Here is a 15,853-nt window from a genome sequence, read left to right as displayed (position 1 = left end):
TGACCCATTCTCGGGAACCGTCTACTTCGTCGCGGCCTTGATCTTCTCGAACCACGGCTTGGCCTGCGGGAAGTCGGCGAGCAGCTTCTCGTGGACCGACGCGCCCGTGGCGTGGAACGAGGCGAGGTCCGGCTCGATGATCTGGATGTTCTTGGACTGCATTGCCGCGAGGCTGTCCGCATAGTCCTTCTTGTAGTGGGCTATAGCGAAGGTCACGGCTTCCGCGGCGGCTTCGCGAAGGATCGCCTGATGCTCGGGCGAAAGGGAATCGAACTTCGCCTTGGACATGATGATGAGCGCCGGCATGTACATGATCTTCGCCATCGAATAGGTCTTCGAGACCTCGACGAAGCGATCCTGCAGGAACACGTCGGGCGAGTTCTCGGCCGCATCGACGGCGCCGTTCTGCAACGCGGTGTAAAGCTCGGTGTAGGCCATGGGCGTGGGCTGCGAGCCCAGAGCCTCATACGCCTTCACATAGCCCGGCCCCTGGATCACGCGGATCTTCAGGCCCTTCATGTCGGCCGCGCTCTTGATCACCTTGCCGTTGGTGAAGATGTTGCGCTCCAGCGCCGAGATGAAGCCGAGGCCGACCAGATTGTACTTCGGCAGCAGATCGAGCATCTCCTTGCCGATGGGCCCCTGCAGCACCGAGTTCGCCTGATCCAGGTTGCTGAACAGATAGGGGAACGAGAAGACGGTGTAATCCTTTACAACGTTTTCCACCGGCGCTTCACCGGTGACGACGATGTCCTGGGTGCCGGTGCGGGCCGACTGGATCATCTTGACCTCGCCGCCGAGCTGAGAGCCAGGGAAGATGTTGATCTTGATCTGGCCGTTGGACTTGGCGGCAACGAGCTCGGCCATCTTGGCGGCCGCGGCGTGATAATGGCTCGACGTCGTCAGCGTATGGCCCGCCGAGAGTTCGATCGTCTGCGCTCCGGCCGCGTGGGGCAGCGCGAGCAGACATGACACCGCGAGGGAACAGGCGAGCTTGAATTTCATGTCGTTCGTCCTCTTCTGTTGATTGCTTCCCGGGAAGGCCGGGGCCGGTGGAATCCTGAGCGCGCTGGCTGTTCAGAGCAGCGCGAGCGAGATCGCTGGAACGAAGCTGATGATCAGCACGTCGATCGTCAGAACGGCGAGGAAGACCAGGAGCGGCCTGGTCATGGCGTCCATCGAGACGCCGGAGATCTGACTTGCGATCGTCAGGTTCACGGCGACCGGCGGCGTCACCATGCCGGTCGCCACATTGACGATCATGATGATGCCGAAATGCACCGGATCGATGCCGTAGCCGGCCGCGATGGGCGCCAGGATCGGGCCGAGAATCAGGATGGTGGCCAGCGCCTCCATGAAGGTGCCGACCACGAACAGCAGCACGTTCACCAGCAGCATGAACATGATCGGGCCGCTCGCCACCTCGGCGATGAGCTGGCCGAAATATTGCGGGATGCGATCGACCGTCAGCGCGTAGCCGAACAAGGCGGCGAAGGCGACGATCAGCATCACCATGCCGGTCATGATCGCCGAATCGTTGAGGATCTGGATCAGGTCGCGCCAGCCGATCTCCCGATAGACGAAGGCGCCTACGACGAAGCCGTAGACGACCGCTACCACCGAGGCCTCCGTGGCCGTGAACGCGCCGGAATAGATGCCGCCGAGGATGATGACGGGCATGAGCAGCGCGAGGCTGGCATCCAGGGCGACGGGGATCACGTTGCGCAGCCATTCGCGCGGCGACACGCGCTTGATCTCGTCGAAGCCCTGGATCTTGGCCATGACGCAGACCGTCGCGATCAGCGACAGGCCGATGAAGATGCCTGGCAGGATACCGGCGATGAACAGGGCGCCGATCGAGGCATTCGCCACGAGACCGTAGATGACCATCGGCAGCGAAGGCGGGATGATGGCGCCGAGCTCGCCGCCGACCGCGACGAGCGCGGCCGCGAAGGGCTTCGGATAGCCCTTGGTCTCCATTGCGGGAATCATGGTTCCGCCAACCGCCGCGGTGGTCGCCGAGGACGAGCCGGACATGGTCGAGAAGAACATGCAGGTCAGTACGGAGGCGGCGCCGACGCCGCCTCTGATCCAGCCGACCAGAGCGATGGCCAGAGCGATCAGGCGCCTCGAGATGCCCCCGGTCTTCATCAGATTGCCGGCGAGCACGTAGAACGGCACCGCCATGAGCGCAAAGGAATCCAGTGCCTCGAAAACGTTCTGGGGCACGCTTATCAGGTCGATGCCCCGGCTTCGCAGCATGACGACCGCGCAAAGGCCCATGACGACGAAGATCGGAACGCTCAGCGCGAGCGTCACCGCCATGGTCGCTGACATCAGCATGCCCGCAATCCCTTCGGCATTGGAGTTCGTATCCGGTTCGAGCGAGGCCGAAGGGCGCTAGACGAGTGCGTCGCCTTCCGTGACGGATGGCGCGTGACGCATCAGTGCGCGCCGGCGCGCGGCATCGAAGTTGAGATCGAGGAAGCGGGCGACGAGGTTGACGATGGCGAAGCCGGAGCCGATCGGCAGCGCCGCATACACCCAGGACATCGGCAGGTTCATCACGGTCGAGGTCTCGCCCGCGCCGAACTCGACCCAGCGCAGACCGAGCCAGATGAGGGCCACGAGGAAGCCGACGGTCGTGATCAGCGCCGCATTCCGGACGACAAGGCTCCAGCGCGCGGGCAGTGCGTCGGGGAGCGTTTCCACGGCGATCAGATCGCCCGCCCGGGCCGCGACGGCCGCCCCGATGAAGATGCACCAGATCATCAGATAGCGCGCCAGTTCTTCCGACCAGGGCGCCGAGGCGTTGATTCCGAGCGGTGGCAACACGAAGCGCACCACGATCTGGGTCGCGACGACGACAACCATGACCCCGAGCATGGCGCCGACCAGATGGCGCAGCACCCGATTGAGGTGATCAACCGCCCGCATGAACAACTGCATCGTTTTCGCTCTCCACCTCACGCGTGAAAAGCTTTACATATGCCCAAAATCACGTCAAACGGGCGGGAATGCAATGCCCGCCTGTTTTTCGATCAGTTCCTGGCGATATACAGGGCGGCGGCGAGCCTGGAGTGCAGTTTGCATTCAAGCCGCGATTCGAAGAGTAATCCGGTAAGGCTTCGCCAGGATCCCGAACGGAGACCAGCGGTGCCGGAGCGGAACAGGCGCTTGGCCGATCGCGGCAAACGGTTCACCAGTCGGGCGGGATTTGCGAATACGAGCAGCGCGCCGACGAGAAGGTTGCCTGCCAATACGATCACCCCGGCATTGGTGCTTCCGGTCAGATCTTTGATCCAGCCGAGCAGATAGGGGCTGATGAAGCCTGCGACGCTGCCGACGGAGTTCGCCACCGCCAGACCCATCGCCGCTGCCGCGTTGCTCAGGATCGCCGGCGGTAGCGTGTAGAACTGGGGGACACAGGTGCACCCCTGGGCGAATAGCTCGAGCGTTCAGGCCGTGACCCCGCTGCCGAGGCTCTTGCCTCGTTCCCACAGGACGTCGGGCCGGCCGTCCGCGCGATTCTCGATCCGCGACGCGACGAACAGGAGATCGGAAAGCCGGTTGAGATAGGCGAGGCCGAAGTCCTCGTCCGGGGGCTCCCCGCCGACGGGAGGCGCCAATCCGTCGGCGCCGTCTTCGAGCTGGGTGAGGCTGAACAGGCGCCGCTCGGCCCGCCGGCACACGGTGCGGGCGACATGTGCGAAGGCGGAGGACGGTGCGCCGCCGGGCAGGATGAATTCCTTCAGCGTGCCGAGCTCGGCATTCATCCGCTCGAAGCTCGCCTCGATGCGCGACAGGTGGGCGCGCGACAGGAGCGGGGTTCCGGGCACGCTGATCTGCGCGCCAAGATCGAAGAGATCGTGCTGCACCAGCGTGAAGACCTCCCGCGTGTCCTCCGAGCTCGACAGCGCGACCAGAAGGCCGATCCAACTGTTCAGCTCGTCGATGGCGCCGAGCGTCTCGATCGGAGGGCTGTCCTTGTCGACCCTCAGGCCGGAGCCGAGGCCGGTCTGACCCCGATCACCGGTGCGGGTGACGATCCGCGATAGGCGATGTCCCATTCGATCCTCCCTGTCCTGCCGGGCGATCCTGCGCGGCGCGGTACGCCGCCCCGTAGGCGCGGTAGTGACGGATGATGTCCCGCATGGCGGCGCGACGGTTCTCGTCGAGCCGCGCGATCGGCCGCGCGGGACGCCCGCCCCAGAGCCAGCCGCCTTCGAGATGCTGTCGCGGGGTGGTGACGGAGCCGGCGGCGAGCAGCACGTCGTCGTCGACGATGGTGCCGGCTCCGAGATCGGCGCCGATGCCGATCAGCGCATGTGCCCCGATGCGGCCCGCCCGTATATGCACGTTGTGACCGATCGTGGTGTCCGGACCGATTATGACGGCACCTTCGGAGGCATCGATGCGGGTATTGTCCTGGACGTTGGAGTTCTCGCCGATGGTGATCGGGGCGAGGGCGGCATCCAGCCGGCATCCGAAGAACACGCTGGCGCACGCGCCCAGTTCGATCGCTCCGACGAGGCGGGCGGTCGTCGCGACGAAGGCGTCGGCAGGGAATCTGCCGGTGTCGGGCGCCGCGTCGGCGGTGGTCGCGAACAGGGATGCGGCCACGGCTTCATGGAGGAGTTGCGCCCGCTGCTCCAGCTCGCCCGGCGCCAGTTCCCGGATCGGCTTGGCCGGGCTTCCGGAATAGGCGAAGCCGCTCTTCAGTGTCGAGCGCGGAAAGACGGTGGAGCGGGCCTCGATCAGGACGCCATCCTCCACCACTGATCCGTCGAGGATGACCACCCCGTCCTCGATCACGCAGTCATTGCCAACCGTGCAGGCATGGACGACGGCGTCGCGCCCCACCGCTACCCTGTCGCCGACGATCGCGGGATAGACGTCGTGGGCGATATGAACGGTCGACATCTCGCCGAGATGAAAATCGTCCCCGATCCGGACGAAATGCCCGTCGCCGCGAATGACCGTTCCGGCGCCGAGCGAGGCTCGCGCACCGAGCCGCACCTTGCCGAGAACGCTCGCGTCGGCGCCGCAAAGCCGAGGCTCGGTGAGGAATTGCGGCCAGGTTCCGTCGAAGGGCAGGACGAACGGGACGACCTGAGGCAGAACTTCGCTCGCCATGGGGCCGCTCAGAACACCGGTGTTTCGCGGTAGGTGCCCCACACGCCCTTCAGCGTCTCGATGATGTCCCCCATCGTCGCGCCGGCGCGGACCAGCTCGATCGTGACCGGCATGATGTTCTGCGAGGGGTCCTTGGCCGTCTCGACGAGCTGCTGCAGAAGCAGGTCGAACTTCACCGGGTCGCGCTCGCGGCGCACGCGCTGGGTCCGGGCGATCTGGCGGGCGGCCGTCGTCTGGTCATAGGGGTGCGTGTGGATGATCGGGTCGGGCGCGTCGTCGACGAAGCAGTTGACGCCGATGACCGGCTTCTCGCCGGACTGCTTGCGCAGGGCGGTCTCATAGGCGAAATCGGCGATGTGCCGCTGGAACCAGCCCTCCTGGATGAGCTTCAGCGTGCCGCCGCGCTCCTCGATCTCGGCCAGGATGTCGAAGATGCGCTTCTCATATTCGGTGGTCAGGGTCTCGACGTAATAGGAACCGCCGAGCGGGTCGGTGACCTGGGTGACGTTGGTCTCCTCGGCGATGACCTGCTGGGTGCGCAGCGCCATGCGCATGGCATCCTCGGTGGGGATGGCGAAGGCCTCGTCATAGCCATTGGTGTGCAGCGACTGCGTGCCGCCGAGCACCGCCGCGAGCGCCTGCATGGCCGTGCGCACGACATTCACCATGTATTGCGGCTTGGTCAGCGAGGCCGCCGCGGTCTGGCAATGGAAGCGCAGGCGCATGGATTCCGGGTTCTTCGCCCCGAAGCGCTCCTTCATGATCTTGGCGTAGCAGCGCCGCAAGGCACGGAACTTGGCGATCTCCTCGAAGAAGTCCGCCTGACAGACGAAGAAGAAGGCGAGCCGCGGGGCGAACTCGTCGACCTGCATCCCGGTCTTGAGGACCTCCTCGACATAGACGATCAGGTTGGCGAGGGTGAAGGCGGCCTCGTGCAGCGGCGAAGAGCCGGCCTCGGAGATATGGTAGCCCGAGATGTTGATCGGGTTATACCGCTTCATGTTCCGGGCACAGTAGGTGATGCAGTCCCGGACGATGCGCACCGAAGGCTCGATCGGGAAGACGTATTCCTTCTGCGCCATGTATTCCTTGAGGATGTCGGCCTGGATCGTCCCCGAGAGCTTGTTGAGGTCGTAGCCACGCTTCTCGGCGAGCACGATGTACATCGCGAGCAGGATCCAGGCCGATGGATTGATGGTCATGGAGACGGATATCTTCTCCAGATCGATGCCGTCGAACAGCGCCTCCATGTCGGCCAGCGTGTCGATCGCCACGCCTTCGCGTCCGACCTCGCCTTCGCTCATGGGGTGGTCGGAATCGTAGCCCATCAGGGTCGGCATATCGAAGTCGGTCGAGATGCCGGTCTGGCCTTGCGCGATCAGATATTTGAAGCGCTTGTTGGTGTCCTCGCCGGTCCCGAACCCGGCGATCTGGCGCATGGTCCAGGTCCGCGAGCGGTACATGGTGGGGTAGGGGCCGCGGGTGAACGGGTAGCGGCCGGGCAGGCCGATATCCTCGACGGGCGTGTCGGCAAGGTCGGCGGCGGTGTAGGCGCGCTTGACCGGAATGTCGCCGAGCGTGAAGAAGTCGCTTCTGCGCTCCGCCTGCTTGCGAAGGAACTGCGCGACCTCGTTCGTCTCCCAGTCCCGTTCCTCGGCGCGAAGCTCACCAATGGTCTTCTGCGAAATGGGGCGGGCGATGATGGTCTCGTTCATGGGCCGATCCTTGTTCGAGCGACGCGGCAAGCAGTTCGTTGGCCAGCGTGTAAGGGTCTCCATCGCGGCGCTGGAGGCGTTCCGCCAGCGCCGGTGAGCGCGTCGCGGCAGCTTTGACGAAGCGTTCGACGAGCAGGTTCTCGGCGGTCTTCTCGAGCCGGAAATTTGCGATCGATAGCTGCCGCCGGCTGCCGCTCGCCGTGCCGAACGCCACGTTCCGATGCCGTTCGAGCGCGTGGACGAGCGCCTCGAAACCCTCGCCGGTGTAGGAACTGACGCCGATGACCGGCGTCTGCCATTCCGACCTGTTCGACATCGCCGCGCCCAGCGTCAGCATCTGCTTGATGTCGACCAGCGTGCGGTTGGCGTCGCTGCGGTCGCATTTCGACACGACGTGAATGTCGGCGATCTCGAGCATGCCGGCCTTGATGGCCTGGATCTCGTCGCCGAGCCCCGGCGCCGAGACGACGATGGTGGTGTGCGAGGCCTTGGCGATCTCGACCTCGTCCTGACCGACCCCGACGGTCTCGATGATGATGGTCTCAAACCCGCCGAGATCGAGGATGTCCACCGCGTCGAGCGTGGCCCGCGCCAGCCCGCCCATCGCGCCGCGCGTCGCCATACTGCGGATGTAGACGCCGGGATCGTTCACGAGATCCGACATGCGGATCCGGTCGCCGAGGATGGCACCGCCGGAATAGGGGCTCGACGGGTCGACCGCGACGATCCCGACCTTCATGCTCAGCGCGCGCAGGCGCGCCGTGAGCGCGGCGACGAGGGTCGACTTGCCGCTGCCCGGAACGCCGGTCAGGCCGATCACATGGGCCCGGCCGGCGCGCCGATAGATCGCCGCGAGGGCCGACCGTGCCTCCGGCCTGCCGGCTTCGGCGCGCGATATCAGACGGCCGATGGCCGGCACCTCGCCGCGCGCGGCGCGCTCAACCAGTTCGCTCGACGGGACATAACGGCTCATGCGCCGCTCTCCGCGTCGATCTGGGCATACATCTCCCGAAAGACGGAGCGGTCGTCGGTGACGCGGCGTGCTTTGAAGTCAGTGCGCGGCAGGGTTCCCTTGGCGACGATCTCGGCCTTGGTGCGCAGCCCGAGCAGCTTCTGGATGCGGTGGCTGACATCCGCGCGGAAACGCTCCAGCTCGCCATTGGCGAAGGTGCCGTCATCCGCCTCGACTCGCAGCAGCAGCTCGTCCATCGCTGCTTCGCGGGTGATGACGATCTGATGCTCGCCGCCATAGCCAGGCGTCTGGTTGAGCGCGGCGTCGATCTCGCTCGGATAGACGTTCTCGCCGCGGATGGTGAACATGTCGTCGATCCGGCCGAATATTCCCTGCGGCAGCCGCGGATAGGTGCGCCCGCAAGGGTTCGGGCCGTCCTGCCAGAGCGTCAGGTCGCCGGAAGCGAGCCGGATCATCGGCTGCGAGGTGCGCTCGAGGTGGGTGTAGACGGGCGTTCCGCGCTGGCCGTAGGGGACGCGCCGCATCGTCGCCGGATCGCAGACCTCAGTGTAGACGATGTCCTGCCAGCAGAGCATGCCCTCGGTCTCGGCGGAGCCCGCGACGTTCATCCACGGGGTCATCTCGGCCATCGAGCCGGAATCGAACACCTTCGCGCCGAAGAGATCGGCGATGCGGTCGCGCACGCCGGGAATCGATGCTCCGGGCTCGCCCGAGAAGAACATGTATTTGAGGCCGAACTCCCGCGGGTTGAGGCCTTCGTCCTTGGCGGCCTGGGCGAGATGAAGCGCGTAGGTGGGCGTGCCGTAGAAGCCCGCCGGCTTCATGGTGTCGAGCCATTGCGCGCAGCGTATCGTCATGCCGGGAGCGCCGGCGCCGAACGGGAACGCCTTGGCGCCGAGGCGTTCGGCGCCCGACAGGGCGCCCCAGCTTCCCATATAGAGGCTGAGGATCGCCGCGACGCAGACCATGTCGCCGGGCCGCATGCCCATCGCCCACATGATGCGGGCATGGGCATTGGCGATGGCGGTCCAGTCGTTGCGGCCGATGGCGAAGGCGGTGGGGCGCCCGGTCGTGCCGCTGGTTCCGTGGATGTGGAAGATTTCGCCGTCGGGGACGCACAGATAGTCGCCGAAGGGCGGCGACGTCGCCTGCGAGTCCCTCAGTTCCTTCTTGGTGATGACGGGGACCCTGTCCTCGAAATCCTCCAGCGAGCGCAACTGGTCGGGATGGAAACCAGCCTCGTTCCAGCGGCGGCGGTAGAAGGGCGAATGGTCGTAGGCATAGCGGCAGACGACGCGCAGCCGCTCCAGTATCGCCTTTTCGCGATCTCCCGGCGGCATGGTCTCGCGCTGCGGGAACCAGTAGCGGCTATCGGCCGGCGGAAAGTAGGTGGCGTCGTATGAGGGCGGGAAGGACCAGGATTCCATGGCTCGCCCTCCCTCTCAGCGTTCGCCGCGTTCGGTGACGAGGCGCGTGAGCGTCTCGACGATCACGTCCGGCGGCGTGTCCTGAAGTAGGACTTCCCGCACCCCCATCCGCTTGATCTCGACGACGTCCTCGTCCGGCATCACCCCGCCGGCGACGACGATCATGTCCTCCGCTCCCTTGCTGGCCAGAAGCTGGAAGATCTTCGGAAAGACGGTGAGCTGGACGCCGGAAAGCAGGCTTACGCCGAGCACGTCCACGTCTTCCTGGATCGCGGCGTTCACGACCTCCTCGGGCGTGCGGTGCAGGCCCGAATAGATGACGTCCATTCCGGCGTCGCGCAGGGTTCGGGCCACCACCTTCACGCCGCGATCATGGCCGTCGAGGCCAACCTTCGCGAGAAGCACACGGATGGGCTGCGTCACCTCAAGCCTCCCTTGTCGAGTTTCTTATTGAACTCTGAATTCAGAACTCGGAATGCAGAGTGCAGGCGGCTTGTGACCCTGTCAAGCGCCCGCCATAGTGCTGCGCAGCACGACGATTCTTGCGGAGGATGCGGGCTTGGAGTCTCTGGAAGCGCCAAAAAGCCTGGTGGATCAGGCTTATGAGGTGATCCTCGACGCCCTCTGCGACGGGACGTTCAAGCCCGGCGAGCGGCTGACGCAGGAGGACATCGCGGCGCGGCTGAAGGTCTCCCGGCAGCCGGTCACACACGCTCTGGTAGTGCTGAAGGCACAGGGGTTCCTCGCCCAGTCCGGCCGGCGCGGCCTGGTCGTGACCCCGGTCGACGCCGCCTTCTTCGAGGCGATCTACCAGTTTCGCTCGGCCGTCGAGCCTCTTGCCGTGAGGTTGGCGACGCCGCGCATGACCAAGCAGGCCATCCTGCGCGGCCGCTCACTCATCGAACACGGCCGCAACATGGTCGTCGCCGGTGATGCCCGGGCCGGCCTTCAGGCCGATATGGACTTCCATTCCTTCATCTACGACCTGTCCGGCAACCCCATCGTCGGGGAGACGATGCGCCTGCACTGGCGCCATCTCCGCCGGGCGATGGGGCAGGTGCTGCGCTATCCTGGAATGTCGATCAGCGTCTGGCAGGAGCACGGGCGGATATTGGAGGGGATGATCCGCGGTGATGCCGAAGGCGCGGCCGAGCTCATGCGCCGGCATCTGGTCGAGGCCTATGAGCGGGTCGGCAGGTCCGAAGAGGAGCCGGCTGTCGAAGACGGTCGGTAGCCAACGACTATTGGCAGTGCGTCGATCGAAAAGCGGCTGCGTCCATGGTCTACGGAGGTGAGGCTTTAAAGTCCGGTCTATGCCCGGCTGGTTTCCGCCACCGCCGGACTGGCGAAGGGCGGTCTTACTCGACCGACACGGTGGCCGTCAGACCGGCGACCAGCCGAACGTCGTCCGGAATCTGATCGAGGACGATGCGGACCGGCACGCGCTGCGCCAGACGGACCCAACTGAATGTGGGGTTGATGTTGGCGAGAAGCCCGTTGCCGACCGTGCGCTCGCGATCCTCGATGCCGGCGGCAATGCTCTCGACATGACCGGCAAGGCGCGCTGACTGCCCCATGAGCTGGATCGCCACCGGCGCTCCGACGCGGATGCGGGCAAGCTTGGTTTCTTCGAAATACCCCTCGATGCGCAGCGAGTCCGCGTCGACCAATGCGAGTTCCGCCGTGCCGGCTGTCACATAGTCGCCGGGCCGCAGGCTCAGATTGGAGATGGTGCCGTTGACGGGCGCCTTCACTTCGGAACGGTCGAGGTTGAGCTTGGCGAGATCGCGGTCGGCCAATGCCTGGCGATAGGCCGCGGCCGCCTCGACCTCCGCCATGCGCATCTGCTCCGTCTTCTGCTGCGAGACGACGTCCTTGAGCTGCTCGTAGCGTTCGCGGTCGCGCGTCGCCTGATCGAGGGTGGCCTTGCGGCCGTCGACGGCGGCTTCGGCCTGCTCCAGCGCGATGGCGAAGCGGGCGCGGTCGATGCGGAACAGGACGTCACCCTTCTTCACGGTCTCGTTGTCATGCACCAGCACTTCGCTGACGAAGCCAGAGACGTCCGGCGCAAGACCGACGATATCCGCGCGAACCTTGGCATCGCGCGTCCACGGTTCGTCCATATAGTGACCCCAGAGCTCGCGTCCGGCGCCGAGCGCGGCGAGGAAGACCAGAAGCGTGACGACGACGCGGATGGCGCCGCGAAGCGAGACATTCATGACAGCCACCATTGGGACAGCAGGGACATGCCCTGCAACAGGACGACATAGAGCGCGACGTCGAACAGCCCGCGATGCCAGATGAAGGCGTAGGCGCCGAAGAAGGCGAGCGCCCGCCGCACGACGAGGCTGACCAGCAGCGTCGCCACCATCAGCGCCAGCAGGTTGGGAATGTAGACGCCGTAGATATCGATTTCGCCGGACATCGGACTACTCCGCCGCCATCAGCATCGGCTGGCCGCGGTGCTCCGGCAGGAAGCCGCCGGCGGGGCCCGGCGTTTCGGGGAAGAACACGCGCCTCAGCCCGACCAGCGCGTCGAGCGTGCGCCGCGCTTCGCCGTGTTCCTGATGCGCGGCGAGACGGAGCGCATCGTCGAGCGCGACGCAGAGCTCATCGGGTGGGGGCACGAGCGTGCGACTTGCGACGCGCGTGCGATAAAGAGTGACGACGCCTGCCAGCACCGCATCGATCGCCGCGCGGGCCTCGGCGGCGACCGCACGCCGCGTCTTCTGCAGCTCGACGATGTTGAAGCCGATGCGCACCTCGGCGAAGCCGTCCACCTTTGCCAGCTCGCGATCCTCGATCGCGGCGAGCCGCGGCACCAACTGGCCGAGCCGATCGAGCATGCGGCCGGCGAGCCGTTCGGAATCGCCGCGATTGCGGCCGGAGGCCGTCTGCGCAAGATCCGCCCAGCCCGCGCGGACCAGCCGCCGGGCGGCGATCTCGACGCCGAAGGGGCGAGTCGCGACGGTCCAGACGAAGGCGAAGGTCAGGCCCGCCATCGCGGCGAACCCCTCATTGGCGAAGGTGCCGAAATCGACGCTGTAGCGGTTCTGCATCGCCACGAAGGACGCGGTGTTCACCGCTAGAAGCATCGCCAGCATGGTGAATTGCGGCCGCGGGATCATCAGTCCGAGCAGGAGGAAGGGTGGCGCGAACACCAGAACGAGCATCTCGAAATCGTGCACGTGAGGCAGGATGCCGAACAGATACACGCCCGAAACGACGAGGCTGACGCCGCACCAGACCGCCATGAAGCGGATGAAAGGAGCCGGGCGGTCCATCGCAGCGAAGAAAGAGCAGGCGACGGCCGTCATCATCACGGCGCTGGCGCCGTTCGACCAGCCGCTGGCGATCCAGAACAGGCTGGCGACCAGCGTCGCCAAAACGGTGGAACCAGCGGAAAACAGCATCAGGCCGAAATCGTAGTGCCGCGCCGGTCCGACGACGCGGCGGTGGCGAAAGCGGGGGCGCCAGGGGCCGGCATGCTGGCCGCGTTCGATGTCCGCCGTGAGGGTCAGGCAGTCGCTCCACAGCGCGACGATCTCGCCGAGCCGGTCGAGCGCGCTCGCGCGCATCAGGGCATCCCAGTCCGCTGCTTCCTCGGGACGTAGCGCCTTCATCGCGGCGATCAGCGCGTCCGCCTCGGCGGGATCGGGGTGGCGGCCACGCGCCAGCCAGTCGGCGACGCGTTGCAGCAGCGTCGCGAATTCCGGAGATAGCGCTCCCTCCTGCGCCTTCAGCGCGTGAAGCCGGTCGGCCAGCGAGGAGAGCAGCGGCAGCAGCATGAGCAGCCGGCCCCGCAGCTCACGCGCATGGGGCACCACGTCGCGCGTCGCTGCGTCGTAGGAGAGCTGGCTGATGATGAGGTCGAGGCCGGAAATGTCGGCCGCGAGCTTCTGTCGGCGCAACGGCGTGACCGGCAGCGCGCCCTCGCCGCGCAGGATCTCTTCCGCCCAGCCGGCGGCATCGTCGAGCCAGCCGGTGATGCGCGTGGACAGCGCCGTGCCGATGCTGGTCGGGAAAACCACGGCGCCGACGACGGTGGCGCAGGTGATGCCGATGATGATCTCCTCGCTGCGCGCCAGCGCCACGTCGAAAATCTGTTCCGGCGCGCCCACTTCGGGCAGTGCGATCAGTGGCAGGCTGTAGCCGGCGAGCATGAAGACGTAGCTGCGCGGCGTGCGGTCGAGCATCGAGACGTAGAGAAGGCAGCCTGTCCACAGCGCGACGACGAGGCTGAGGAGCTCCGGCGCATTGACGAACAGCGGGACGAAGAACACTGCTGCGCTGGCGCCGATCAGCGTGCCGAACGCGCGGTAAAGCCCCTTGGAGCTGGTCGCGCCGGCCAGCGGATTGGCGACGACATAGACGGCCGCCATCGCCCAGTAGGGGCGCGGAAGATCGAAGGCGAGCGCGATGTAGAGCGCCAGCATGGATGCGAGGAAGGCCTTCGCCGAGAACAGCCAATCCCGCCATGAGGGCAGGATCATGCTGCGGCCTCCTCGCTGGCGCCGCGTGTCGAAGCCTGTTCGAAGGCATTGAGCACGCGCAGCGTCGCCTCCAGATCTTGCACCGACACATCGGCCAGCACCTGGGCACGCAGCTCAACCAGCCGTTCCTCGATGATCGCTGCCAGCCGCTCGCCGGTCCGGGTAAGCCAGATCGTCTTGGCGCGCCGATCGGTGGGATCGTCGCGGCGCACCACGAGTTCGGCGGCGACGAGCTGATCGAGCAGGCGGACGAGGGAGGGGCCCTCGATGCCGACATAAGCCGCCAGCGTCACCTGCCGCACGCCGCCACCGAGGCGGCTGGTCCAGAGGAGCGGTGCCGCGCACGCCTCCGAGATTCCCAGCTTTTCGAGCTCCTTCTCGGCAATGCGCCGCCAGTGGCGGCCGGCCTGAAGAAGCTGTGCGGTCAGGGACCGGCGCAATATGTCGAGATCGTTCATGAACGAATAGATCGCATCCTAATAATTTCTATGCAATCTAGTCGCGCGCCGATCAGGGATGCGCTTTTTGCAATCGTCCCCTGTTTGCCGGAGTCTCGGTGCCGAGAGCCGGCCGGCTAGTCGTCGCCTCCGCGCGGATAACGCTGCGCATCCTCAAGCACGTTCAGGTCCATGTGGTTGCGCATATAGCGCTCGGACGCCTTCTGCAGCGGCTGGAAGTCCCAGGGGTAATAGGCGCCGTTACGTAGCGCCTCGTAGACGACATGGCGACGGGCCTGGCTGGCGCGCACCTCGGCGTCGAACCGGGCGAGGTCCCAGCGGGCGCGCATCGCCACCGTCATCGCCGCGAGAATGTCCGCGCAGTCCGGATCGTCGGCGCGGTTGCGCAGCTCATGCGGATCCTCGTCGAGATTGGTGAGCAGCGGCGGATCGAGTTCGCACAGCACCAGCTTCCACGGGCCGTCCCGCAGCGCGACGAGCGGCGCGTAGGAGCCTTCGGCCGCATATTCAATCGGCACCGGCGCGCGCAGCCGTTCTCCGCGCGCTGCCGCGACGAGGCTCTCGCCGTCGGTCCAGGGCATGACACCGGACAGATCGAGCCCGACCAGTTCGGCGAGCGTCGGCAGCACGTCGAGCGTCGAGGCCGCACGATCGATGCGGCGCGCGGGAAGCTGAGGCGCCGCGATCATCAAGGGCACGCGCGCCGAGCCTTCGAAGAAGCTCATCTTGAACCACAGGCCGCGCTCGCCGAGCATGTCACCATGGTCCGACACGAAGACGACGATGGTGTCGTCCGCCATCCGGCAGCGCTCGAGAATGTCGATGAGCTCGCCGATCTTCTCGTCGATATAGGAGACGTTGGCGAAATAGGCCCGGCGCGAGCGGCGCACATCCTGCGGCGTGACGTGGCTCGCCGCATGGTCGCTCGCCAGCATCAGGCGCCGCGCATGCGGGTCCTGCGCCTCGAACGGGATCGGCGCGACGGCGGGATCAAGCGCCGGGCAGTCCTCGTAGAGATCCCAGAACCGCTTGCGGGCGACATAGGGGTCGTGCGGGTGGGTGAAGCTCACCGTGAGGCACCAGGGCCGTGCGTCGTGCCGCCGGGCGAGGTCGTAGAGCTTGCGGCCGGCGTGATAGGCGACCTCGTCGTCATATTCGAGCTGGTTGGTGATCTCGGCGTCGCCGGCGCCGGTGACTGAGCCGAGATTGTGGTACCACCAGTCGATCCGCTCGCCGGGCTTGGAGTAGTCCGGCGTCCAGCCGAAATCGGCCGGGTAGATGTCGGTGGTCAGCCGCTCCTCGAAGCCGTGGAGCTGGTCCGGCCCGACGAAGTGCATCTTGCCGGACAGTGCCGTGTGATAGCCGGCGCGCCGCAGGTGATGCGCGAAGGTCGGCACGTCCGAGGTGAATTCGGCGGCGTTGTCATAGACCCGCGTGCGGCTCGGCAACTGCCCGGACATGAAGGACGCCCGCGCCGGTGCGCAGAGCGGGCTCGCCGTATAGGTGTTGGCGAAGCGCGCCGAACGGGCGGCGAGCGCCTTCAGGTTCGGCGCATGCAGGAAGTCCGCAGGCCCGTCCGGAAACAGCGTTCCGTTGAGCTGGTCGACCATCAGGATGAGGATGTTGGGGTGGCTCATCGGAACAATGGCAA

At 66.1% G+C, this 15,853-nt stretch carries 16 protein-coding genes; 1 reads left to right on the top strand and 15 read right to left on the bottom strand.

All coding sequences use genetic code 11. The features are described from left to right. Positions 1-21 precede the first annotated feature (21 nt). The 10 genes from U742_RS0116380 to U742_RS0116335 form a co-directional block, all read right to left on the bottom strand. Positions 22-1,005, bottom strand: a complete 984-nt coding sequence (locus U742_RS0116380; RefSeq protein WP_029354936.1) for a TRAP transporter substrate-binding protein — start codon at positions 1,003-1,005, stop codon at positions 22-24. 72 nt (positions 1,006-1,077) lie between these two features. After that, positions 1,078-2,343 (bottom strand): TRAP transporter large permease, encoded by a 1,266-nt coding sequence (locus U742_RS0116375; RefSeq protein WP_156034246.1) that lies wholly within the window; start codon positions 2,341-2,343, stop codon positions 1,078-1,080. A gap of 57 nt (positions 2,344-2,400) precedes the next feature. Next, positions 2,401-2,949, bottom strand: coding sequence for a TRAP transporter small permease (locus tag U742_RS0116370; protein ID WP_051661246.1), 549 nt, complete (start codon positions 2,947-2,949; stop codon positions 2,401-2,403). Between the two features lie 92 nt (positions 2,950-3,041). Next, positions 3,042-3,371 (bottom strand): hypothetical protein, encoded by a 330-nt coding sequence (locus U742_RS0116365; RefSeq protein WP_029354933.1) that lies wholly within the window; start codon positions 3,369-3,371, stop codon positions 3,042-3,044. 87 nt (positions 3,372-3,458) lie between these two features. Continuing rightward, on the bottom strand, positions 3,459-4,070 hold the full coding sequence (locus U742_RS0116360; protein ID WP_029354931.1) for a cob(I)yrinic acid a,c-diamide adenosyltransferase: 612 nt from the start codon (positions 4,068-4,070) through the stop codon (positions 3,459-3,461). Then, positions 4,030-5,136 (bottom strand): gamma carbonic anhydrase family protein, encoded by a 1,107-nt coding sequence (locus tag U742_RS0116355; RefSeq protein ID WP_051661245.1) that lies wholly within the window; start codon positions 5,134-5,136, stop codon positions 4,030-4,032. Before U742_RS0116355 ends, U742_RS0116360 begins: the two co-directional genes overlap by 41 nt. 8 nt (positions 5,137-5,144) lie before the next feature. Further along, positions 5,145-6,851: a methylmalonyl-CoA mutase family protein gene (locus U742_RS0116350; RefSeq protein ID WP_197028276.1), complete on the bottom strand. Its 1,707-nt coding sequence runs from the start codon at positions 6,849-6,851 to the stop codon at positions 5,145-5,147. Continuing rightward, positions 6,802-7,824, bottom strand: a complete 1,023-nt coding sequence (gene meaB, locus U742_RS0116345) for a methylmalonyl Co-A mutase-associated GTPase MeaB (RefSeq protein WP_029354924.1) — start codon at positions 7,822-7,824, stop codon at positions 6,802-6,804. The genes U742_RS0116350 and meaB overlap by 50 nt, the downstream gene beginning before the upstream one ends. Beyond that, positions 7,821-9,251 carry a phenylacetate--CoA ligase family protein gene (locus tag U742_RS0116340; protein WP_029354921.1) on the bottom strand — a complete coding sequence of 477 codons (1,431 nt, stop codon included), beginning with the start codon at positions 9,249-9,251 and terminating at the stop codon, positions 7,821-7,823. Before U742_RS0116340 ends, meaB begins: the two co-directional genes overlap by 4 nt. A gap of 15 nt (positions 9,252-9,266) precedes the next feature. Then, entirely contained in the window at positions 9,267-9,674 is a 408-nt protein-coding gene (locus U742_RS0116335; protein ID WP_029354918.1) for a cobalamin B12-binding domain-containing protein, read from the bottom strand. A 97-nt stretch (positions 9,675-9,771) separates the two neighbouring features. On the opposite strand from U742_RS0116335, the gene U742_RS0116330 reads away from it, so the two are divergent. Next, positions 9,772-10,485: a GntR family transcriptional regulator gene (locus U742_RS0116330; protein ID WP_248310393.1), complete on the top strand. Its 714-nt coding sequence runs from the start codon at positions 9,772-9,774 to the stop codon at positions 10,483-10,485. Positions 10,486-10,609: 124 nt separating this feature from the next. On the opposite strand, the gene U742_RS0116325 is transcribed toward U742_RS0116330, so the two are convergent. The 5 genes from U742_RS0116325 to betC form a co-directional block, all read right to left on the bottom strand. Beyond that, on the bottom strand, positions 10,610-11,470 hold the full coding sequence (locus U742_RS0116325; protein WP_029354914.1) for an efflux RND transporter periplasmic adaptor subunit: 861 nt from the start codon (positions 11,468-11,470) through the stop codon (positions 10,610-10,612). Continuing rightward, a complete protein-coding gene (locus U742_RS0116320) occupies positions 11,467-11,676 on the bottom strand; it encodes a DUF1656 domain-containing protein (RefSeq protein ID WP_029354913.1) in 210 nt (69 codons plus the stop codon). The genes U742_RS0116325 and U742_RS0116320 overlap by 4 nt, the downstream gene beginning before the upstream one ends. Before the next feature lie 4 nt (positions 11,677-11,680). Beyond that, complete coding sequence (locus U742_RS0116315; RefSeq protein WP_029354911.1) at positions 11,681-13,744, bottom strand: FUSC family protein; 2,064 nt, start codon at positions 13,742-13,744, stop codon at positions 11,681-11,683. Continuing rightward, complete coding sequence (locus U742_RS0116310) at positions 13,741-14,202, bottom strand: MarR family winged helix-turn-helix transcriptional regulator (protein WP_029354909.1); 462 nt, start codon at positions 14,200-14,202, stop codon at positions 13,741-13,743. Before U742_RS0116310 ends, U742_RS0116315 begins: the two co-directional genes overlap by 4 nt. 116 nt (positions 14,203-14,318) lie before the next feature. After that, positions 14,319-15,839 (bottom strand): choline-sulfatase, encoded by a 1,521-nt coding sequence (betC, locus tag U742_RS0116305; protein ID WP_029354906.1) that lies wholly within the window; start codon positions 15,837-15,839, stop codon positions 14,319-14,321. Positions 15,840-15,853: the final 14 nt, after the last annotated feature.

The sequence above is a fragment of the Allobosea sp. 117 genome (assembly GCF_000702305.1).
GTDB lineage: Bacteria > Pseudomonadota > Alphaproteobacteria > Rhizobiales > Xanthobacteraceae > Ancylobacter.
The sequence above is the reverse complement of the archived record's forward strand: the minus strand, read 5'-3'. Positions and strand labels throughout refer to the sequence as shown.